This window comes from Paraburkholderia sp. C35 (genome assembly GCF_003121405.1).
Lineage (GTDB): Bacteria > Pseudomonadota > Gammaproteobacteria > Burkholderiales > Burkholderiaceae > Paraburkholderia.
Map to the genome: position 1 here is coordinate 43,286 of NZ_QBUY01000032.1, position 20,352 is coordinate 63,637.

The window sequence follows — 20,352 nt, forward strand, 5'->3', positions numbered from 1 at the left end:
GAGTAGTGCGGCGTTGAAGTCAGGCGCGAAGGAATGGCAGCACGCGTTCGAGCAGCAGTTGCGGCGCTTCTTCGGGGATGTAGTGGCCGCACGGCAGCGCTTCGCCCTGCACTTGCGGCGCGTAGGCGCCCCATTCTGCGAGGGGATCGAAACACTGCTCGATCACGCCTTGTGCGCCCCACAGCGCGAGAAAATCGCACTGGATCTGCTGGTGGGCGGCGAGCGTCGCGCGGTCGTGATCGAGATCGATCGTGACGCTCGCGCGGTAGTCCTCGCAGATGCCGTGCGCAGTCGCGGGATCGGACAGGCAGCGCAGATACTCCGCGTACGCTTGTGGCGTGAACGGCGCGAGGCCCGCGCTGCGCGCGCCGATGGTCTGCTTCAGATAGAGATCGGCATCGGCGCGGATCAGCGTCTCCGGAAACGGCGCGGGCCGCACCAGCATGAACCAGTGCCAGTAGGCGCGGGCGAAATCGAACGAGGTTTTCTCGTACATCGCGAGCGTCGGGGCGACGTCCAGCGTGACGAGGCGCTCGACGGCGTCGGGGTGATCCAGCGCCATGCGCGCAGCGACGCGACCGCCGCGGTCGTGGCCGATCACGGCAAACGAGTCGAAACCGTGCGCGCGCATCAGTTCAACCTGATCGAGCGCCATGCGGCGTTTTGCGTAGTTCGCGTGATCTGGCGTGCCTTGCGGCTTGCCGCTGTCGCCGTAGCCGCGCAGGTCGGCGGCGACGACGGTGAAGTGCTCGGCGAGCACTGGCGCGACCTTGTGCCAGATCGCGTGCGTCTGCGGGTGACCGTGCAACAGCAGCAGGGCGGGGCCGCGTCCGCCCTTGATCGCGTGAATCGGGATGCCGTCGGTATGGATCGACGCATCGGTGAAACCTTCGAACATCGTTGTCTCCTGAAGTTGAATCGAGTCTAATTGATGCCTTGTGAGATTGGGTTTCCGTGAAAGCATTCCGGTCGTAACTTGTGGGAACGAATCGCGGCAAGTATGGGAGAGAGGGCGGATGGACGGGTTTTCGGATCTGAATCTTTTCGCGCTGGTCGCGCGGCATCGCAATCTGGCTGCGGCGGCGCGCGAGATCGGCGTGACGCCGCCGGCCGTCAGCAAGCGTCTTGCGCAACTGGAGCGGCGGCTCGGTGTGCGGCTGATGAACCGCACCACGCGGCGCTTGAGTCTGACAGCGGAAGGTGAGTTGTATCTGGCGAACGGGTCGCGGATTCTGGGTGAATTGCAGGAACTGGAGCAACTGGTGACGCGCAGCCGCGCTGAGCCGACGGGCTTGCTGAGGGTGAATGCTTCATTCGGATTTGGTCGGGCGCGGATAGCGCCGGCGATTTCCGATTTCGTTGCACAGTTTCCCGCAATGAAAATTCAGCTTCATCTGACCGACCGGCCGTTGAGTCTGCAGGAAGAAGGCTTCGATCTTGGGATCCGTTTTGGCGAAGTGCCCGATGCGCGGGTCAATGCGCGCTTGCTGATGAAGAACCGGCGCGTTGTGTGCGCTTCGCCGGAGTATGTGGCGCGGCATGGCAAGCCGACCTTGCCGCATGATCTGACGCGGCACGCGTGCATCGTGTTGCGGGAGAACGATTCCGCGTACGGCACGTGGCATTTCTCGCGCGGCAAGCGCGTAGAGACAGTGAAGGTGGACGGGCCGTTGGCCAGCAATGATGGCAGTGCCGTGTTGTGGTGGGCGCTTCAGGGGCGCGGGATTGTCGTGCGGTCGGAGTGGGAGATCAACGCGTATCTGGCGCGCGGCGAACTTGTGCCGCTGCTGGACGACTGGGCGTTGCCGAGTGGCGATATTCACGCGATCTATCTGGAGCGCAATCAGCTTTCTGTGAAGCTGAGGACGTTTGTCGATTTTCTCGGGGAATACTTGCGGAAAGGAACAACCGATGGTGTGCCGTGAGCCAACGGCAAGCAAGCCGTTGACTTCGGCATTTCCCGGCGCGGGTGCGCACGCATAAAAAAGCCCGTCTCTCGTACGGGCTTTTTCTATGTGTGGTCATCGTCGATGGATTAGTCGAGCAGGAAGAAGACGACGGCCAGCGCAGCGGATATGAGCAAAGACAGGGCGAACATCGTGCCGACCATTGCGGTCATTTTCGATCGCAGTTCGTTGGTTCCGCCGAGGGGATCATAGGTGACGACATCGGCTACGTCTCTTGCGAGCAGGGTGCTGTATGTCGTTTGGGGATGAGCGCGCCTGTTCAGGCGTGCGATATCGATCAATGAAAACGGGCTCATGGCCTACCTCTGTCAAAGTGAATTTCGAGACAGAAATCAGGATAAGCAGGAGCCTCGATGCCACGAATCGGACGAGTCCTGGACCGGATGCGACGGCGTGTCGCGGGCCCTGTCCAGTCCGGAGTGAAGCGTATAAGGCGCGAAAGCCGACACACCGTTTGCCACCTGGGCGGCCTGAACCGAACTGGTAAGGTGTGCTGTGACGCGGGAGTTTGGAGTGGGTGATGCGCCTTTAAAGAGCGCTGGCAGCGGGCATTAAGAAGATCGATGCCGCGAACAGGACGGGGCCGTCGGGGGCCCGCAGGCAATAACAAGAACTGGCGGTGTTAGCCCGCTTTCTTTTGCCTACTTTTCTTTGCGGCGGCAAAGAAAAGTAGGTGCCGCCCCGCACAGGGGCAACCCTAGCAGACCACTAACAAACCGCGGATGCCCCAAAAAAAACCAAAACCGCAAAAACCAAAAACCTTCACCCCAGATCACCCACCTCAACAGACTGAAAAACAGCTTCCCGATACCCCAACCTCACCGACAACGCCGCCCCAGCATCCTTAAGCAGCGCAACGTAATGCAACTTGGTATCAGCCCCACATCGCATGGTTGGAAACGAAACCGACAACCCGGCGATCACCCGCCCAAACCGGTCAAAAACAGGCACAGCAAGACACCGCAAGCCTTCTTCCTGCTCCTCGATATCTTCGCCATAACCCTGCGCCCGCACTTGCGGCAAGATGCTCATCACCGCATCGGCAGATGCGAGCGTTTTCGCCGTCGACTTGCGAAACTCGATATGCGACAAGACCTCGCGCGCCTCAGCGGGATCCATGTAAGCGAGCAACACCTTGCCGATCGCCGTGCTATGCAGCGGATTGCGTCGCCCGATCCGCGACTGCATCCTCAGCCCATAATCGGCGTCGATCTTGTGGATGTAGATAATCGCGTCTTCGTCGAACGTGCCAAGATGCACGGCCTCACGCGTCACGCTGCCGATCCGCCGCATCTCGATGTCGGCCTCACGCACGAGATCGACGCTCTCCAGCGCCTTCGCGCCAAGTTCGAACAGGCGGATCGTCAGCCGGTAACGCTCGGTCTCGACTTCCTGCGTCACATAGCCCAGCGCCTTGAGCGTTTGCAACATGCGATGCACGGTCGTCTTCGACAGCGACAGCCGCTGCGACAACTCGCTGATGCCGATCTGCCCGCTATCGCCGATCGCACCGAGAATCGCGAACACGCGCGCGACGGACGATAACGATTCGCCCTTGTCGGCGGCATCCGCTTCAGGTGCGAGCGGTGCTGCCGCACGCTTACGCGCCGCAGCGGGCGCGGTCTTGAGTTTGTCGATGGCTGTCATGGGTTTCTTCACAGCGGGTTTCGTCACAACGGTCTTTCCAGAGCACAAACAAGGGCTGATCGTCGGAATATACCGCGTGCGCCGTGCAATTCACATCAAATCGCGTCATCGCGCGAGCCAGCCGCCGTCGACTGCGAGCGTATGACCGTGCACATAATCCGACGCGGGCGAAGCGAGAAACACCACGGGCCCCGCCAGATCGTCAGGTGTGCCCCAACGTCCCGCCGGAATGCGCGCGAGAATCTCGCTGTTGCGCTGCTCGTCGTCGCGCAGCGCCGCCGTGTTCGAGGTTGCCATGTAGCCCGGCGCAATCGCGTTCACGTTGATGCCGCGCGCCGGCCATTCGTTGGCAAGCAGACGCGTGAGGCCGAGCATGCCGCTTTTCGACGACGTGTACGACGCCACGCGTATGCCGCCCTGAAACGACAGCATCGACGCCACGTTGATGATCTTGCCGCGCTTCTCTGTTTCGACGAAATGACGCGCTACGGCCTGCGCCAGAAAGAACGCGCTTTTCAGGTTCACGTTCATCACATCGTCCCAGTCATCTTCGGTGAAGGCGAGTGCGTCTGCGCGCCGGATGATGCCCGCGTTGTTCACCAGCACGTCGATGCGCCCGCACGCTTCGAGCGCGGAACGCACGATGTCGTCGCTGCAGCGCGTGTTCGACAGATCGGCGCTGACGCCGACGTAGCGTCGGCCCAGCGCGTTCACATGCTGCGCGGTGTCGCTATCGTCCGAGCGGCTCACGCCGACGATGTCGCAGCCCGCCGCGGCGAGCGCGCGCGCCATGCCCGCGCCAAGGCCCGTGTTGCTGCCCGTGACGAGTGCGACCTTGCCTGTCAGATCGAAAGAAGTCATGCGCTGTTCCCGTTCGATGAAAGCACGCGTCGTTAGCGCAGATCGCGCACGGCGAGATGGTCCATGTCGCTGAACACCTGGTTCTCGCCGACCATGCCCCAGATGAACGTATAAGCCCGTGTGCCGACGCCCGAGTGAATCGACCAGCTCGGCGAAATCACCGCCTGCTCGTTGTGCACGAGGATATGGCGCGTCTCCTGCGGCTCGCCGAGCATGTGGAACACGGCGGCATCGTCGGCGACGTTGAAGTAGAAATACACCTCCATGCGCCGCTCGTGCGTGTGACACGGCATCGTGTTCCACAAGCTGCCTGGGTCGAGCTTCGTCATGCCCATCGACAGCTGGCAAGTAGGCAGCACTTCGGGAACGATGAACTTGTAGATCGTGCGGCGGTTGCTGGTGGCGGGATCGCCGAGCGTTTGCGGCGAGGCTTCGGCGAGCGTGATGGTGCGCGTCGGATACGTGGCCTGCGCGGGCGCGCAGTTCAGATAGAACTTTGCCGGATGCGCAGGATCGTCGCTGCCGAAAGTCAGCGATTGCGTCCCCTTGCCGACATAGATCGCTTCCTCGTTGCGCACGATAAAGCGCTTGCCGTCGGCCTCGACCCAGCCGTTGCCGCCGATGTTGATCGCGCCCAGTTCGCGCCGCTCCAGCAGATAGCTGACGCCGATCGTCTTGCCGAGCGAGCCGGGCACTTCGACGGCACGCGTCTGCGGAAACGCGCCGCCGACGATGATCCGGTCGATATGGCTATATGTGAGCGCGAGCGTATCCGGCTCGAAAACCTTTTCCACCAGAAACTCTTTTCTGAGGCCGGCCGTGTCGAGCGTGTTTGCGTAGTCACTGTTGATGCTCTGTCTGACTTCCATGTCTCCTCCGCGTGGGCCGCGCGCTGAACGCCGCGTCCGGGTTGGTTTTGCGCGCAGTCTAGCATGATCGGAACGCTGGTCCGAAATAAAGAAAACGTCAAATCATCGTATTCCCGGAGCGTTTTTGTGATAGCAGGGTAAACGATTAATCTCGATGCTAACAAAATCGGAACAACGTTCCTTTGACGATGATATAGTCCGCGAACAGGCGAAGGAAGCCGGACCATACCGGCTCGTTACGCCGTTCCCATCACCGGCCTGGCGTCGTATGGAGGAGACATGAAACTGAAGAAGGCAATCGACCGCGTACCGGGCGGTCTCATGCTGATACCGCTGTTGCTCGGCGCCTGCGTGCATTCGTTCGCGCCTGATGCCGGCAAATACTTTGGCTCGTTCACCAACGGGCTGATCACCGGCACTGTGCCGATTCTCGCCGTGTGGTTCTTCTGCATGGGCGCCACCATCGATCTGCGCGCCACGGGCACCGTGCTGCGCAAGTCGGGCACGCTGCTCGTCACGAAGATGCTGGTGGCGTGGCTCGCGACCGTCATCGCGTCGTCGCTGCTGCCTATCGACGGCATCAAGACAGGGCTGTTCGCCGGACTCTCGGTGCTGGCCATCACGACCTCGATGGACATGACCAACGGCGGCCTCTACGCCGCTGTGATGCAGCAGTACGGCAGCAAGGAAGAGGCGGGCGCGTTCGTGCTGATGTCGATCGAGTCGGGGCCGCTCGTCAGCATGAGCATTCTGGGCGCGACGGGCGTCGCGTTCTTCGAGCCGCGTCTGTTTGTCGGCGCGGTGCTGCCGTTCCTCGTGGGCTTTACGCTCGGCAATCTGGATAGCGCGCTGCGCGAACTGTTCGGCCGCTGCGTGGTGCCGCTGCTTCCGTTCTTCGGCTTTGCGCTCGGCAACGGCATCGATCTGAACGTGATCATCAAGAGCGGCATTCCGGGCGTGCTGCTTGGCCTTGCCGTGATCGTCATCACGGGCATTCCGCTGATTCTCGCCGACCGCGGGATCGCGGGCGGCAATGGCGCGGCGGGGCTGGCGGCTTCATCGACAGCGGGCGCGGCCGTGGCGAATCCGTCGATCATCGGCGAGATGATTCCGCGCTTCAAACCGATGGTTCCGGCCGCAACGGCGATGGTCGCGACGGCCTGTCTTGTGACGGCGATTCTCGTGCCGATTCTGGTGGCAATGTGGTCGCGGCGTGCGCGCATCAAGGCTGGTTTGAGCGAGCGCCTGGAACCGGACGACGGGCCGTTACCTCAACCGCTCGGCGCACACGAATAGCATTCGAATAGCACTCGAACTACGCATAACCAGACACGCACCAAAAGAAAAACGGCGCGAACCGGCGACTCAATCGAGCCGGTTCGCGCCGTTGCCGTTTTCAGCGCGTGGCGAAGCCGTTCAGGTTGTCATGCGCGGCTCGCTGCATGCGGCCTGCCGACCGCGAGATAGTGCAGCAGTGCGATCACGGGGAAAGCCGTCGCGACGCTCGCCACCAGGGTCCAGCCGCCATGCTCGTACAACGGGCTGGCCAGTGCCGATCCGATTGCGCCGCCGACAAAAATGCTCGTCATATAGAGCGCATTCAGCCGGTTGCGGCTCGCGGCATGCAGCGCGTAGATTTCGCGCTGGCCGAGCACCATGTTCATCTGCACCGCGAAGTCGAGCACCACGCCCGTCGCGACCAGTCCGCCGACGCCGAACGCGGGATGGATCAGCCCAGGCGTGTAGGCAAGCGCGCCGACCACCAGCGCGATCAGCGTCGCACGCACCGTGTGGCCCGCGTCCGCGAGACGGCCTGCAACGGGCGCCGAGGTTGCACCAATAGCGCCGACCAGCGCGAATATGCCGATGGCCGTCTGCGACAGACCGTAGTGACGCGTCAGTTCGATGGGTACGGCAGTCCAGAACAGGCTGAACGAACCGAACATCAGCCCTTGATACAGCGCGCGATGACGCAGCGTGGGCATCGTGCGCACCAGATGACCGAGCGAAGCGATCAGTTGCGGATAGGTGGCCTGATGCGATGGTTGTCGCGTCGGAATGGTCAGCGCGAGCACGATCGTGACAAACGCCATCAGCACGGCGGCTGCGCCGAACACGACGCGCCAGCCGAAATGACCCGCAACGATGCTCGAAATCGGCCGCGACAGCAGAATGCCGAGCAGCAGTCCGCTCATGATGGTGCCGACCACGCGTCCGCGTGTTTCATCGGGCGCGAGATGCGCGGCGAGAGGAATCAGGATCTGCACGGCAACGGAACTGAAGCCGATCATCAGCGAGACGGCGAGGAACGTGCCGGGTGCGTGCACGAAGGGCGCAATCGCGAGACTCACGATCGACACCAGCGCCGTCGTGATCATCAGCTTGCGGTTTTCGAGCAGGTCGCCGAGCGGCACCAGAAAGAACAGGCCGAGCGCATAGCCGATCTGCGTGAGCGAGACGATCAGGCTCGCCGTGCCGCTCGACATGTGAATCGACGGCGCGATCAGTTCGGTGATCGGCTGCGCGTAGTAGAGGTTGGCGACAATCGCGCCGCAACTGAACGCGAACAGCGCGATCAGCCCGCGCGTGAGTCCCGCGGCTGATTCGCTGCGCGCGAGCGTCGAAGAACTGCTGGTCATGCTGACTCCTTTCCCTGTAGCAAACGGCTGGGTATGACTTGAATGCGGGTGGTGCTTTCGCTGCGCGCGGCTGATGTGCCAGCTGACTTTCCAACTAAAGTGCCAGCGGACGCGCCGCGCGGCCGGCAACGCCTTGCAGCATAGCGAATTGCAGCAAACGGTGCCCGCGGCGTGCAAAACGGACAGGCGAAGGTTAGCGGTTGTGTGGCCCGATTTGAATGGGTACGCGCCGCAAACGTCCGTTGCGTGGAGCGCAACTGGCGGCGCGGGCATAATCGCCGCCATGGACAAACTGCTTGCGTTGAACACATTGCTCGAAGTCGCCGATGCGGGCGGTTTCGCCAGGGCGGCGCAGCGTCTGGGCGTGGCGACTTCGTCGGTGACGCGCCTGATGGATGCGCTCGAAGCGTCGCTGGGCACGGCCTTGCTCACGCGCACACCGCGCAAGGTCAGTCTGACGGATTCGGGTACGGCCTACGTCGAGCAGATATCGAAAGTGCTCGACGATCTCGCTGAAGCCGACGAAAGCATTCTCGACAGCGGCGCGTCGCCCGTGGGCGCGCTGCGCATCACGGTGCCTTCCGTGTATAACCGCATGCAGCTTGCGCCGCATCTCGCGGCGTTTCTCGCCGAGTATCCACGCATCGCGCTCGATGTCGTGGTCGCCGATCATTTCGCGGACCTTGCGCTCGATCGCATCGACGTGGCCGTGCGGATCGGTTTGCTGTCGCACGATCCGAATCTGGTCGTGAAGAAGCTGGCCGACAATCCGCGCTATGTCGTGGCGAGTCGCGATTATCTGCAACGTGCGGGCACGCCGCCGACGCCCGCTGCGCTCGCCGGACACGAGTGCCTGCGCATTGCCTACGGCGGCAGTTATCGCGCGCGTCAGGTGTGGACGTTTAGCCGTGGCGGGGAGCACGAACGCGTCGATGTGCGCGGGCGGCTCATTTCGAACAGTCTGGAGATGCTGCTCGAAGCCGTGCTCGCCGGACAAGGGCTGGCGTTGCTGCCCGACTGGCTGGTCAATCAGGAAATCAGCGCAGGGCGCCTGATGCGCCTGTTCGCGGATTGCCACGTGACCCCGCAAAACGGTGCAGCTGTCGTCTATGCAGCGTATCTGCCTAATCGAAGGCACTCGAGCAAGGTGAAGGCGTTGTTGCGGTTTCTCGAAGTGCGCGTGGGCGGCGCGTTAGAAAACGCCGCGGAAAGCACGCCAGATAGCGCGCACTGAGCGGCCATCAAGCGGCCATTCAGCGGCGCAGTTTTCAGACTCTCTTCGCATTCTTCCCGATCACGGCGATGTGATCGCGCTTTCGCACGCCCGAAATCTACGCTTGACACCGCCGTCGATCCGTTCGACCATGTGTCCACAATACGATTTACAAGTCCATAATATGGACGAAATCCTCGGAGACACAATGACAGCCCCATCGAACGGCGTCGACGCGATGACGCCTTACCAGCTTCCCAATCCGCCCGAAGCCCTGCGCGAAATCGTGGTCGAATCCGCGATTCCGCAGGACGAGCGCGTGTGGGTTCCGCAGGCAGACAACGTCTGGTTCAGGCCGCTGTGCCTGAACGTGTCGAGCGGCTACTGGATGAACCTGCTGCGCGTGCGTAAGTCGGGAGTGCTGAGCCGCCATCGTCATCCACAGGCCGTGCACGGCATGGTGCTCAAAGGCCGCTGGCGCTATCTGGAGCACGACTGGATCGCCACGGAAGGCAGCTACGTGTTCGAGCCGCCGGGCGAGACGCACACGCTCTACGTGCCCGAAGACGTCGAAGAGATGATCACCTACTTCCAGGTCAACGGCGTCATGTACTACTGCGACCCGCACGGCAACTACACCGGCTACGAAGACGTGTTCACCAAGCTCGACATGTGCCGTGCGCACTACGAGCGCGTCGGCCTCGGCGCGGACTACGTCGACCAGTTCGTGAGGTGAGGGGTGAACGGGCCTTTCGAATTGCGGCGCGCGACGTATGACTTCACGGGCGCGGTAGCCGTCGTGACAGGTGGCGCGCGCGGCATCGGCGCGGAGATCGCACAGCGGTTGGCGCAGAGCGGTGCATCGGTTGCCGTGTGGGATCGCGATACGGATGCTTCGTTTGCCGACTATCCAGGCATCGCATGTTTTGCCGTCGATATCGTCGACATCGCATCCGTCGAGCGCGCTGCGCAGGCAACGCTCGAACGCTTCGGCGGCGTCAATGTGCTGGTCAACAATGCGGGCTATGCCGGGCCAACCATGCCGCTCGATGAGTACGATCCCGCCGAATGGTCGCGCATCGTCGATGTGAATCTCAAGGGCACCTTCAATGTGTGCCGCCAGCTCGTGCCTTCGCTGCGCCGCGCGCGCGATGCGCGCATCGTCAATATCGCTTCGCTCGCGGGCAAGGAAGGCACGCCGAATGCATCGGCGTACAGCGCCGCGAAGGCGGGCGTGCTGACGTTGACCAAATCGCTCGGCAAGGAACTCGCGCAAGGCAGCGTGCTCGTCAACGCGATTGCACCCGCTGCCGTGCGCACGTCGTTGCTCGAACAGATGTCGCCCGCGCACGTGCAGACCATGATCGACAAAAGCCCGATGAAGCGCCTCGGCGAACCCGACGAAGTCGCAGAACTGACGCTGTGGCTGTGCTCATCGTCGTGCACGTTCAGCACGGGCGCGGTGTTCGATCTGTCGGGAGGACGCGCGACTTACTGATTGACGGCAGTGCCATTCACGCAACAACTTCCATAAAGACTCGCAAGAGCAACGGAGGAGACACACATGCAAGCCAAATCACCGCGCCTCAGGCGCATTCAATGGATCGCGCTAACGTTTCTGACGCTGGCGGGCATCGTCAATTATCTGGACCGCAGCACGCTGTCTATCGCCAATCATTCGGTGAGCGGCGAGTTGGGTCTGTCGGCATCGCAGATGGGGTTGCTGTTGTCGGCCTTTTCGTTTGCGTATGCGTTCTCGCAGCTTCCCGTCGGCGCGATGCTCGACCGTTTCGGCGCGCGCGTGATGCTTGGCCTGGGCATGTTCGTATGGTCGTGCGCGCAGTTGTGCGGTGGCCTCGTGCATACGTTGCCGCAATTTCTGGCGGCGCGCATTGCGCTCGGTATCGGTGAAGCGCCGCAATTTCCGGCGGGCGCGAAAGTCGTCAGCGAATGGTATGCGCTGCGCGAACGTGGTCGTCCGACTGGCATCTTCACCACGTCATCGACGATCGGACCGGCACTCGCACCGCCCATTCTCACCGTGCTGCTGCTGTCGTTCGGCTGGCGCTGGATGTTCGTCGTGATGGGCGTGCTCGGCATTGCGGTAGCGATTGGTTGGTATCTGATCTATCGCAACCGCGGCGACATCGCGCTCGAACCCGACGAAGTCAGGCACCTGACGGAAGAAGAGCCGCTCGCGCGCGCCGAACGCAAGATGACGTTTGCCGAATGGCGCGGCCTGTTCGGCTCGGCTACGACATGGGGCATGATCTTCGGCTTCATGGGCGTGATCTATATGGTGTGGCTGTACCTCACGTGGCTGCCCGCGTATCTCGAACACGAACGCCATCTGACCATTGCGAAGACGGGTTGGGTCGTGTCGATTCCGTACATCTTCGGCACGCTCGGCATGCTGTCGAGCGGCTTTGTCGCCGATGGCCTGATGGCGCGCGGCGTGGCGCCGATCCGCAGCCGCAAATGGCCGATCTGCTGTGGCCTGATCGGCGCGGCGCTGTTCACCGTGCCCGCTGCGTTCACGCCGACGCTGACGCTTGCCATCGTGTATCTGTCGCTGGCGATGTACTTCGTCAACCTCGCGAGCGGCGCCGCATGGGCGCTCGTCAGCGTGGCCGCGCCGCGACATCTGGTGGCGTCGCTGGGCAGCATCCAGAACTTCGGCGGCTATTTCGGCGGCTCGTTTGCGCCGTTCATCACGGGCGTGGTGGTGGATCGCACGCATTCTTTCGTCAACGCGTTTCTGATCAGCGCGGGCGTCGCGTTCGCGGCGGCGCTGGTGTACATGTTCGTCGTGCGCGTGCCGATTGCCGAACGCGCCGAGCAGAATGCGACGCCGGAAACCCGCATGACTCACTCCTGAACTTCACACATCGACATGACGTTTCAACACGATCTCTTTGCAGGCAAGACGGCCGTCGTCACGGGCGGCACGCAAGGCATCGGCGCGGGCATCGCGCGGCAACTCGCGACGCTCGGCGCGCGTGTGATCGCCGCCGGTCTTGCGCCGACCGACGAACAACGCAGCGCGCTCGCCGCTGACGGCATCGAAACCGCGCCGCTGGATGTCGCATCGAAAGCGGACGTCGACGCGTTGTTCGCGTCGCTGCCTTCGCTCGACATGCTGGTCAACTGCGCGGGCGTGATCCGCCGTGGCGACGAACTCGACCCGGAAGTGTTCGCGCAGGTGCTCGACATCAACCTGACGGGCACCATGCGCGTGTGTGCGGCGGCGCGGCCGCTGTTGAGCGTGCGCGGCGGTGCCATCGTCAATACGGCTTCGATGCTGAGCTTTTTCGGCGGCGGGCTGGTGCCGGGTTACAGCGCGAGCAAGGGCGGCGTCGCGCAACTGACGAAATCGCTGGCGATTGCATATGCAGCGGATCGCATTCGTGTGAACGCGGTCGCGCCTGGCTGGATTGCGACACCATTGACGCAGGCCTTGCAGCAGAACGACGAACGCTCGAAGGCAATTCTGGATCGCACGCCGTTGGGCCGCTGGGGTTCGCCCGACGATATCGGTCCCGCCGTCGCGTTTCTGTGCTCGCCGGGCGCGTCGTTCATTACGGGAACGGTGCTGCCTGTCGATGGCGGTTATCTGGTCGCGTAAGGGCATGGCGCGGCGCCTCGCTATAATCGCGTCGCCTTGTCCCGCACCTTGAACGCTCATCAAACGACCATGCCGACACCCGCCGCCGATGCACTCGACGCCGCCCGCGCCACAGGCACCGCAGCTTTTTCGAAGTTCATGTCGGTGCTGCAGCTGATCGCTGACGCGAAGGATGCGCCGAGCGTGCCGCAACTCGCGGCGGCCAGCGGCTTTCCGCGTCCGACGGTGTATCGGATCGTCGGTGCGCTAATTGCCGAAGGGCTGGTGGTCGAGAGTCTGCGCGGCGGCACGTTCGAACTCGGACCGCGCCTGTTGACGCTCGCGAGCCGTAGCTGGGAGCGCTCGGACGTGCGCGTCGCGGCAGCGGACGCGTTGCAGACGTTGCGCGACGCCACGCAGGAAACGGTGGACCTCGCCGTGCGCAGCGGCAGCGAAATGGTCTACATCGAAAAGCTGGAAAGTCCGCACGCGGTGCGCATGGCGTCGCGTATCGGCACACGCGTGACCTTGTATTCGAGTTCGGTCGGCAAGGCGTATCTCGCCGCACTCGACGACACCGCGCGCGACGGGCTGCTGGAAGGCGTGACGCTCGCGCGCTTCACGCCCAACACGATCGTCGAGCCAGACGCGCTGCGCGCCGAACTCGAGGAGACGCGTGCACGCGGCTATGCGGAAGACCGCGAAGAAAACGAAGCGCAGATCTTCTGCTATGGCTGCGCGATTCGCGGTGCCGACGGCTTGCCGATCGCGTGCATCAGCGTGAGCATTCCGCTGTTCCGGCGCAGCGATACGCCACTCGAAACATACGTCGAGCCGCTGCGCGCCGCGTGTGCGGCGATTGCCGAACGGCTCGGGCCTGCGCGCTCGGCGAACTGAGCTGCTCCCAGCGCCTCAGAACCCACTGACACCGTGCGTTTTCAATGCATGCGGTCCATGCGTCAACTGCTCCTTGAGAAACTCGACGCACACGCGAATCTTCGCGGACGATGATGCGCGCGCCGACGTCACCGCCCATACATCGGCGGGTTGCTGGTGTTGGGGCAGCACGCGCACCAATGCACCTGATTCGAGATTCGACGCGACATCCCAGATCGCCGCCATGATCACGCCATAACCATCGAGTGCCCAACGCTGCACGATGTCGCTGTGATTCGACGCCAGCGGCCCGGTCACTTTCACCGCCTGCTCGCCGTCGGGTCCGCTCAGGCGCCACACGCCGAAACGCTGGTCTCTGTCGCGGAACAGCAGGCAGTCGTGCTGCGCGAGATCGGCGGGCGCGCGCGGCATGCCCGCGCGCTTCAGATACGCGGGCGACGCGCACAGAATGCGCGCGCTATCAGTGATCTTGTGGGCGATCAGATGCGGCTCCTGCACTTCGCCGACGCGTATGTCGATATCGAAGTTCTCACCGACCAGATCGACACGCCGGTCGAGCAGTTCGAGCCAGATTTCAAGCGACGGATAACGCTGTCTCAGCAGCGAAAGAATCGGCGAGACATGGTCATGACCGAGACGCAGGCTCGCGCTGATGCGCAACAGCCCGCTCGGATCGCGCTTGCGTTCTGCGAATGCGTCGGACATGCCTTGCACGTCGTCGAGGATTTTCTGTGCCCACTGGAACGCGGCTTCGCCTTCGCCCGTCACGCTGACGCGGCGCGTGGTGCGCGAAAACAGCTTCACGCCGAGGCTTTTCTCGAGCATTGCGATGCGCTTGCTCACGTGGGAAGGCGAGATGCCCATTTCCGCCGAAGCGATGATGAAGCTGGCGCGGCGCGCCACGGTGCAGAACAACTGCAGGTCGCGCAGGAAGCCGTCATTATTGGCTATTAGCGCATGATGATTTTCCATCTGGCTGCATTGTGTTGGTGATTGGCAAGAGTAATCTAATCGCAATTCTTCCAGCCGTCCAATCCCTGGGCGGCTTATCACCGAAAAATCATGAGACAACTGCAGCTTGCCGTCGCCGGCGCGGGCATCATCGGCCGCCGCCACATCGAACTCATCCAGCAGAATCCGCGTTGCAAGCTTGCCGCGATCATCGATCCTGGCCCCGCTGCCAGCGAGATTGCTCATCGGGTCGAGGTGCCGCTCTATCCGTCGCTTGCGGCGCTCTTTGCCGCGGTGCGTCCCGACGGCGTCGTGCTCGCGACGCCGAACCAGTTGCACGTCGATCAGGCGGTGGCATGCATCGCCGCGGGGACGGCCGCGCTGATCGAGAAGCCGGTCGCGCATACGCTCGATGAAGGCGAACGCCTGCGCGTAGCGGCTGATGGGGCAAGCGTGCCGCTGCTCGTCGGCCATCATCGCGCGCATAGCCCGATTCTCGCGAAAGCGCGCGAGATCATCGGCGAAGGACGGATCGGCAGGATTGTCGGCGTGATGGGCAGTGCGACCTTCTTCAAGCCCGATGACTATTTCGAAGCGGCGCAATGGCGGCGCGAACCGGGCGGTGGACCGATCCTGATCAACATGATTCACGAGATCGGCAACCTGCGTTCGCTGTGCGGCGAGATCGTCGCGGTGCAGGCGTTTGCGTCGAATGCGGCACGCGGGTTTGCTGTAGAAGATACGGTGTCGGTGAATCTGCGCTTCGAGAATGGCGCGCTCGGCACGTTTCTGTTGTCCGATACGGCAGCCTGCGCGCGAAGCTGGGAGCAGACCTCGCGAGAGAACACGAGTTACGCATCGTACGGCGATGAAGATTGCTATGTGATCGCCGGCGATATGGGTTCGCTGTCGGTGCCGACCATGCGCCTGAAAACGTACGCACGCAAGGAAGACCGCTCGTGGTGGAAGCCTTTCGACACAACGGTGGCGCACGTCGAACGCACCGACCCGCTCGAACGGCAACTGGAACACTTCTGCGATGTGATCGAAGGCCGCGCGCAACCGCTCGTCACCGTGCGTGACGGTCTGCAGAATCTGAGAGTGGTCGAAGCGATTGCCGAATCGGCGCGCACGGGCTCGATCGTCGATACGCGAATGAACGCTGCACGTTAGCCACGCTTTCGTCAGACATGGAGAGCTTCGTTGCTTCGTGGCAGGTACGCGGCTTGCTCAAGTGGAGGGACGTGGCCGCGCATCAGCCTCGGACCATAACTCAAGCAACGGAGGTCAGATCATGCTGTATTACGCTGTGGTTTTCTTTGTCATTGCGCTCATCGCTGCTGTGTTTGGCTTCGGCGGGATTGCTGCAGGCGCGGCGAGCATCGCGAAGATTCTGTTCTTCCTGTTCCTTGTCATCTTCATCGTGACGTTGCTGATGGGCGTCGTGCGGCGCTGAAGCGTCTGAGGCGAGGGCGAGGCGCAATGTCCGACAGTACTGCGCCTTGTCCGTCGCACTCCTGTTGTTTTGCATGAGTACTTTGGCGTGGATGCAACGTCCGCGCTTCATGTCTTCGCCGCTTGCGAAGTCAAAAGTGTTTTCCCATTCAGACACTAATGCGGCACTTCGTGCTGCGATGCGCCTGTTCAAAGGCCAATCGGTTCGATTTCGCGAATCAGCCCTGAAATAAGCCCTTTTCTACCGTTTTGGAATTGGCATAAGCCTGGGCATAATGCGATAGGTACATGGCGGTTGAAAGAGGGACGGTTAAGCGTGTCTTTTTTACCGACGACATTGCATTAAAGAACTGGTCCCTTCCTCACTTGCGGCTGCGGCCTGCACTCCAATCCAGTCTCGTGACCCGCGCTTTGCGCGGTGCGCTCCGTTTTTGTTTTGTCCGCGCGAACGCGTGTCGGCCACGATGTGGCCCGTTTTAGGAATCAACTGATGAAACCGGCAAAGAATACGTTCTGGTCCCGATACGGTCGTTATGTATTGCTTGGTGTGACTGCGACGGCGTTCGCAGCACTCGTGACGTTTCTGCATCTGCGTCATGACCAGCAGCATAACGTGCAAGGATCGCCGGTGTTGACGGGCGTCGCGAGCGAGATGCGCAAGGACACGTCGGCGTGGACCCATCAGGAGCGCGATGCATCGGAGATGTTGCGCGATATTCGCGAACACAACGTGACGGCTGTGGGCGTGAGTCCGAATGCGATTCTCGTATCGACGGCTGACGGTGCGAAGTACTACGTCACTGATCACAACGGCGCATTCTCGAATGCACTGCTGCTGGGTGAAATGAAAGCGGACGTGCGTTCGCCATATCAACTGGTGTGGCTGCCGGACGCCGACATTCACACTGGCTCTGCACGCTGGATGAATGCATTCGACAAGACGCGCGACGCGATCAGCGTGTTGCTGCCGCTGCTGCTGATTGGTGGACTCGTGTGGTTCATGCGGCGTGAGATGACGAGTGGCGCGCGGCTGCTGGAAAAGACGCCTGCGCTTTCGTTCGAAGACGTGATTGGTGCCGGCGAAGCGAAAGCCGCGCTATCCGACATTCAGGCTTACCTGACTAATCCAAAGCAGTTCTCGGGGATGGGCGTGCGCGCACCGTGCGGCATTCTGATGACGGGCGGGCCGGGCGTCGGCAAGACGCGGCTTGCGCAGGCGCTTGCAGGCGAGTGCGGTGCGAACTTCATTTCGATCACGGGCAGCTATTTCAGTGCGAAGTACTACGGAGTCGGTATCCAGAAGGTCAAGCATCTGTTCGAACTGGCGCGCAAGAATGCGCCGACGGTGATTTTCATCGATGAAGCTGACGGTCTTTCGAAACGCACCGACACGGGTGGCGGTCCCGTCGAAGCCGAGAGCAATCGCATCATCAACCAGTTGCTGGCGGAGATGGATGGCTTCGAATCGAACGAAGGCGTGATCATCGTGGCGGCGACGAACCACCCGGACAATCTCGACGAAGCGTTGCGCCGTCCTGGGCGTTTCGATCGCACGGTGCAGGTGCGTTTGCCCGATCTCGAAGATCGCGCCGACATCATCCGTTTCTATGCGGACAGGCTGAAGTCGAAAGCCGACGATGTCGACTTCAATCAGCTTGCGCGACTGACGACGGGGCTGTCGCCTGCGACGCTCGCGATGGTGGTCAATCAGGCGGGTCTCGTCGCACGCAAGGCGGGTGAGAATACGGTGGCGGCCAGGCACTTCGTCGAGGCGATCAAGATTGCGCGTATTGGTGACGTGAATGGCGCCGAGCGCGCGTTGACGGAAGACGAGCGCACGCGCATTGCGGTGCACGAGGCAGGGCATGGGCTGGTTGCAGCGCTGCTGGGCACGGGCATTCTCGAAGAGGTGACGATTCTGCCGCGCGGTGGGGCGTTGGGTGTCGCTTTGATCACGAAGACGCAGGACAAGCATCTGTATCGTGAGACGGAAATGCGGAATGAAATCCAGGTGCTGCTGGGGGGCCGGAATGCTGAACTGCTGATGTTCTCGGAGGCATCGAGTGGTGCTGCGCAGGACTTGCAGGAGGCATCGCGGATCAGTCTGGATATGGTGTCGAAGTTTGGATTCAATGCAGATGGGGATCTGTTTAGCCTTGCGGCTTTGCCGGCTCAGTATGCGGGCTTGCAGATGAAGGGGGCGATTGAGCATGCGAATATTTTGCTCAAGGATCTGAATGATGCCTGTTTTATGTTGTTGCGTGAGAATCAGCCTGTTTTGCGGGCGATTGCTGATCAGTTGCTCGAGTCGGAGACTGTGGCGGGTGAGACGGTTTATCGGCTGATTCGTGAGCACAAGGCGGGGCGGGATGGGTTGCATTTGGCGGAGCAGCCGGAGGCTGCTTAAGGTTTTGGTTTTGGTTTTGTTTCTGACTTTGGTTTTGGTTTTTTGATGGCATTCGTGGGGTGTGCTTGTGCTTGTACTTGTGCTGGCATCCGCGTTTTGTTAGTGGTTCTTCATGCGTTGCCCCTGTGCGGGGCGGCACCTACTTTTCTTTGCAGCGGCAAAGAAAAGTAGGCAAAAGAAAGCCGCTGAACACCGCCAGCCCTTGTACTTGCCTGCGGGCCCCCAGCCGGTCCTATCCTTCACACGGCATCGATTCTCTTGATGCCCGCTGCCAGCGCTCTTTAAGAGCGCATCACCCTCTTCAAACACCCGCGTCTCATCGGGCCTTACCAGTTCGGCCCAGGCCGCCCAGGTGGCAAACGGTGTGTCGGCTATCGCGCCTTATACGCATCACTCCGGACTGAAAAGCAAAGGCGGTGTGTCTCGTAGGATCGCCGACGCGTAATGTGCGACAACCTACACACCGTTTGCCACCTGGGCTGCAGTGACGGGTCGCTGCCGCTCGCAGTACTACGGGTTCATGAAGCGGGTGAGGCGCCCTTAAAGAGCGCTGGCAGCGGGCATCGAGAAGGGCGATGCCGCGAACAGGACAGGGCTGTTGGGGGCCCGCAGGCAAGAACTAGATCTGGCGGTGTTAGCCCGCTTTCTTTTGCCTACTTTTCTTTGCGGCGGCAAAGAAAAGTAGGTGCCGCCCCGCACAGGGGCGACACTAGCAAACCACTAACAAAATGCGGATGCCCCAAAAAAAACACAAACAACGCATACCACCGCATAACCAGAACCACCCCGCCTTTAGTCCAATACCGCACACCCCACACGAACAAGTACCATCCCGATACACAAAGCCGCGCCAGCGAAAAGGAAACCCCATGACGCCATCCGAACGCCACGCGCAAGAAACCCGCGAACCCGTCCTCGACACCATCGACCGCGTATCGGAACTCTGCTTTGGCCTCTTCATGGCGTTGACATTCGTAGGCGCGGTGTCGGCCGTTACGGCAGGTGAGGACGCGGGCCGCAAGATGCTGTTCTCCGCATTAGGATGCAACATCGCATGGGGACTCGCCGATGCCGTGATGTTCCTCGTGCGCACATTGACGAACCGCGGCCGGCGCCTCACGCTCGCCGTGACGATCAAGCGCGAACAGGATGCAGCCATCGCCATACACGTACTGCGCGACGCTTTGCCCAAAGCGATGAAAAGCCTCGTCGCAGACGCAGAACTCGAACAGATTCGCGCGCGTCTCGCAGCATCGCAATTCGCGCCGGGTCACGCGCGTTTCGTGCGCGATGACTTCATCGGCGCAGCAGGCATCTTTCTGATCGTCGTGATATCGACCTTCCCGGTAGCGTTGCCGTTCGTCGTGTTCAAGAACGTCAGCACAGCACTGTTCGTCTCACGCGTGTTGACGCTCGTGATGCTCTTCAGTGCGGGCTTCGCGCTCGGGCGTTTCTCGGGCGCAGGTGGATTGAGAGCAGGTCTCTCGATGATGACCCTCGGCGTCGTGCTGACAATCGCAATCATCGCGCTAGGTGGATGACGCTGACACCGAAAGCCTATCGTCAGCAACAAGCAGGCACGCGATAACTGCTCTGCAATGCGACACGCATCATCGGATGCTTCACGGGGCCGCGCCAGTGCCCGTCACTACAGCGTTCAACGCTCGTTATGTTTTTTGCGCATGACCCTCATGCGGAATCGGCATTGGACGCCGTCGAGCCATTTCGCGACCATCGCGCACTCGCTCGACGGCAGCAGAACCATCGACGACACCTCTCGCGGTGCAGCTTGCGACAGCCGTCGCGCTTCGCCTTCGAATAACAAGGAAGACGGGAATCCAC

General features: G+C 61.7%; 19 protein-coding genes. 12 read left to right on the plus strand and 7 right to left on the minus strand.

What is annotated here, in order from left to right; translation table 11 throughout:
* Nucleotides 1–19: 19 nt before the first annotated feature.
* Nucleotides 20–898, minus strand: coding sequence for an alpha/beta hydrolase (locus DK391_RS20255; RefSeq protein WP_109479757.1), 879 nt, complete (start codon nt 896–898; stop codon nt 20–22).
* 118 nt (nt 899–1,016) lie between these two features.
* Here DK391_RS20255 and DK391_RS20260 point away from each other — a divergent pair, with 118 nt between their 5' ends.
* On the plus strand, nt 1,017–1,925 hold the full coding sequence (locus DK391_RS20260) for a LysR family transcriptional regulator (protein ID WP_109479758.1): 909 nt from the start codon (nt 1,017–1,019) through the stop codon (nt 1,923–1,925).
* Nucleotides 1,926–2,035: 110 nt separating this feature from the next.
* On the opposite strand, the gene DK391_RS20265 is transcribed toward DK391_RS20260, so the two are convergent.
* From DK391_RS20265 to kduI, 4 genes are all read right to left on the minus strand, one after another.
* On the minus strand, nt 2,036–2,263 hold the full coding sequence (locus DK391_RS20265; RefSeq protein WP_109479759.1) for a hypothetical protein: 228 nt from the start codon (nt 2,261–2,263) through the stop codon (nt 2,036–2,038).
* A gap of 466 nt (nt 2,264–2,729) precedes the next feature.
* On the minus strand, nt 2,730–3,614 hold the full coding sequence (gene kdgR / locus DK391_RS20270) for a DNA-binding transcriptional regulator KdgR (RefSeq protein WP_109479793.1): 885 nt from the start codon (nt 3,612–3,614) through the stop codon (nt 2,730–2,732).
* A 105-nt stretch (nt 3,615–3,719) separates the two neighbouring features.
* A complete protein-coding gene (gene kduD, locus DK391_RS20275; RefSeq protein ID WP_109479760.1) occupies nt 3,720–4,475 on the minus strand; it encodes a 2-dehydro-3-deoxy-D-gluconate 5-dehydrogenase KduD in 756 nt (251 codons plus the stop codon).
* 32 nt (nt 4,476–4,507) lie between these two features.
* Nucleotides 4,508–5,344, minus strand: coding sequence for a 5-dehydro-4-deoxy-D-glucuronate isomerase (gene kduI / locus DK391_RS20280; protein WP_109479761.1), 837 nt, complete (start codon nt 5,342–5,344; stop codon nt 4,508–4,510).
* Nucleotides 5,345–5,623: 279 nt separating this feature from the next.
* On the opposite strand from kduI, the gene kdgT reads away from it, so the two are divergent.
* On the plus strand, nt 5,624–6,640 hold the full coding sequence (gene kdgT / locus DK391_RS20285) for a 2-keto-3-deoxygluconate transporter (RefSeq protein WP_109479762.1): 1,017 nt from the start codon (nt 5,624–5,626) through the stop codon (nt 6,638–6,640).
* Nucleotides 6,641–6,768: 128 nt separating this feature from the next.
* Here kdgT and DK391_RS20290 read toward each other — a convergent pair whose 3' ends face one another.
* Entirely contained in the window at nt 6,769–7,983 is a 1,215-nt protein-coding gene (locus DK391_RS20290; protein ID WP_109479763.1) for an MFS transporter, read from the minus strand.
* 283 nt (nt 7,984–8,266) lie between these two features.
* Between DK391_RS20290 and DK391_RS20295 the strand changes: the two genes are divergently transcribed.
* From DK391_RS20295 to DK391_RS20320, 6 genes are all read left to right on the plus strand, one after another.
* Nucleotides 8,267–9,217: a LysR family transcriptional regulator gene (locus DK391_RS20295; protein WP_109479764.1), complete on the plus strand. Its 951-nt coding sequence runs from the start codon at nt 8,267–8,269 to the stop codon at nt 9,215–9,217.
* Between the two features lie 187 nt (nt 9,218–9,404).
* A complete protein-coding gene (locus DK391_RS20300; RefSeq protein WP_109479765.1) occupies nt 9,405–9,932 on the plus strand; it encodes a 2,4'-dihydroxyacetophenone dioxygenase family protein in 528 nt (175 codons plus the stop codon).
* Between the two features lie 3 nt (nt 9,933–9,935).
* Nucleotides 9,936–10,694: an SDR family NAD(P)-dependent oxidoreductase gene (locus DK391_RS20305; RefSeq protein WP_109479766.1), complete on the plus strand. Its 759-nt coding sequence runs from the start codon at nt 9,936–9,938 to the stop codon at nt 10,692–10,694.
* A gap of 66 nt (nt 10,695–10,760) precedes the next feature.
* Nucleotides 10,761–12,074, plus strand: a complete 1,314-nt coding sequence (locus DK391_RS20310; protein ID WP_109479767.1) for an MFS transporter — start codon at nt 10,761–10,763, stop codon at nt 12,072–12,074.
* Between the two features lie 15 nt (nt 12,075–12,089).
* Nucleotides 12,090–12,821, plus strand: coding sequence for an SDR family oxidoreductase (locus DK391_RS20315; RefSeq protein ID WP_109479768.1), 732 nt, complete (start codon nt 12,090–12,092; stop codon nt 12,819–12,821).
* A 69-nt stretch (nt 12,822–12,890) separates the two neighbouring features.
* Nucleotides 12,891–13,697, plus strand: a complete 807-nt coding sequence (locus tag DK391_RS20320; RefSeq protein WP_109479769.1) for an IclR family transcriptional regulator — start codon at nt 12,891–12,893, stop codon at nt 13,695–13,697.
* A gap of 15 nt (nt 13,698–13,712) precedes the next feature.
* Here the strand turns inward: DK391_RS20320 and DK391_RS20325 are convergent, their stop codons facing one another.
* Nucleotides 13,713–14,669, minus strand: a complete 957-nt coding sequence (locus DK391_RS20325; protein ID WP_109479770.1) for a LysR family transcriptional regulator — start codon at nt 14,667–14,669, stop codon at nt 13,713–13,715.
* Between the two features lie 90 nt (nt 14,670–14,759).
* Between DK391_RS20325 and DK391_RS20330 the strand changes: the two genes are divergently transcribed.
* From DK391_RS20330 to DK391_RS20345, 4 genes are all read left to right on the plus strand, one after another.
* Entirely contained in the window at nt 14,760–15,821 is a 1,062-nt protein-coding gene (locus DK391_RS20330; protein ID WP_109479771.1) for a Gfo/Idh/MocA family oxidoreductase, read from the plus strand.
* 121 nt (nt 15,822–15,942) lie between these two features.
* The gene (locus DK391_RS20335; protein WP_109479772.1) at nt 15,943–16,104 is read left to right on the plus strand and encodes a DUF1328 domain-containing protein; all 162 of its coding nucleotides are present in this window, start codon (nt 15,943–15,945) and stop codon (nt 16,102–16,104) included.
* Between the two features lie 489 nt (nt 16,105–16,593).
* On the plus strand, nt 16,594–18,510 hold the full coding sequence (locus DK391_RS20340) for an AAA family ATPase (protein WP_109479773.1): 1,917 nt from the start codon (nt 16,594–16,596) through the stop codon (nt 18,508–18,510).
* Between the two features lie 869 nt (nt 18,511–19,379).
* Nucleotides 19,380–20,051 (plus strand): VIT1/CCC1 transporter family protein, encoded by a 672-nt coding sequence (locus tag DK391_RS20345; protein WP_109479774.1) that lies wholly within the window; start codon nt 19,380–19,382, stop codon nt 20,049–20,051.
* Nucleotides 20,052–20,352: the final 301 nt, after the last annotated feature.

Coding starts and splice junctions, on each gene's coding strand:
- DK391_RS20255 (WP_109479757.1), bottom strand. CDS start 898: ATGTTCGAAGGTTTCACCGATGCGTCGATCCATACCGACGGCATCCCG.
- DK391_RS20260 (WP_109479758.1), top strand. CDS start 1,017: ATGGACGGGTTTTCGGATCTGAATCTTTTCGCGCTGGTCGCGCGGCAT.
- DK391_RS20265 (WP_109479759.1), bottom strand. CDS start 2,263: ATGAGCCCGTTTTCATTGATCGATATCGCACGCCTGAACAGGCGCGCT.
- kdgR (WP_109479793.1), bottom strand. CDS start 3,614: ATGACAGCCATCGACAAACTCAAGACCGCGCCCGCTGCGGCGCGTAAG.
- kduD (WP_109479760.1), bottom strand. CDS start 4,475: ATGACTTCTTTCGATCTGACAGGCAAGGTCGCACTCGTCACGGGCAGC.
- kduI (WP_109479761.1), bottom strand. CDS start 5,344: ATGGAAGTCAGACAGAGCATCAACAGTGACTACGCAAACACGCTCGAC.
- kdgT (WP_109479762.1), top strand. CDS start 5,624: ATGAAACTGAAGAAGGCAATCGACCGCGTACCGGGCGGTCTCATGCTG.
- DK391_RS20290 (WP_109479763.1), bottom strand. CDS start 7,983: ATGACCAGCAGTTCTTCGACGCTCGCGCGCAGCGAATCAGCCGCGGGA.
- DK391_RS20295 (WP_109479764.1), top strand. CDS start 8,267: ATGGACAAACTGCTTGCGTTGAACACATTGCTCGAAGTCGCCGATGCG.
- DK391_RS20300 (WP_109479765.1), top strand. CDS start 9,405: ATGACAGCCCCATCGAACGGCGTCGACGCGATGACGCCTTACCAGCTT.
- DK391_RS20310 (WP_109479767.1), top strand. CDS start 10,761: ATGCAAGCCAAATCACCGCGCCTCAGGCGCATTCAATGGATCGCGCTA.
- DK391_RS20315 (WP_109479768.1), top strand. CDS start 12,090: ATGACGTTTCAACACGATCTCTTTGCAGGCAAGACGGCCGTCGTCACG.
- DK391_RS20320 (WP_109479769.1), top strand. CDS start 12,891: ATGCCGACACCCGCCGCCGATGCACTCGACGCCGCCCGCGCCACAGGC.
- DK391_RS20325 (WP_109479770.1), bottom strand. CDS start 14,669: ATGGAAAATCATCATGCGCTAATAGCCAATAATGACGGCTTCCTGCGC.
- DK391_RS20330 (WP_109479771.1), top strand. CDS start 14,760: ATGAGACAACTGCAGCTTGCCGTCGCCGGCGCGGGCATCATCGGCCGC.
- DK391_RS20335 (WP_109479772.1), top strand. CDS start 15,943: ATGCTGTATTACGCTGTGGTTTTCTTTGTCATTGCGCTCATCGCTGCT.
- DK391_RS20340 (WP_109479773.1), top strand. CDS start 16,594: ATGAAACCGGCAAAGAATACGTTCTGGTCCCGATACGGTCGTTATGTA.
- DK391_RS20345 (WP_109479774.1), top strand. CDS start 19,380: ATGACGCCATCCGAACGCCACGCGCAAGAAACCCGCGAACCCGTCCTC.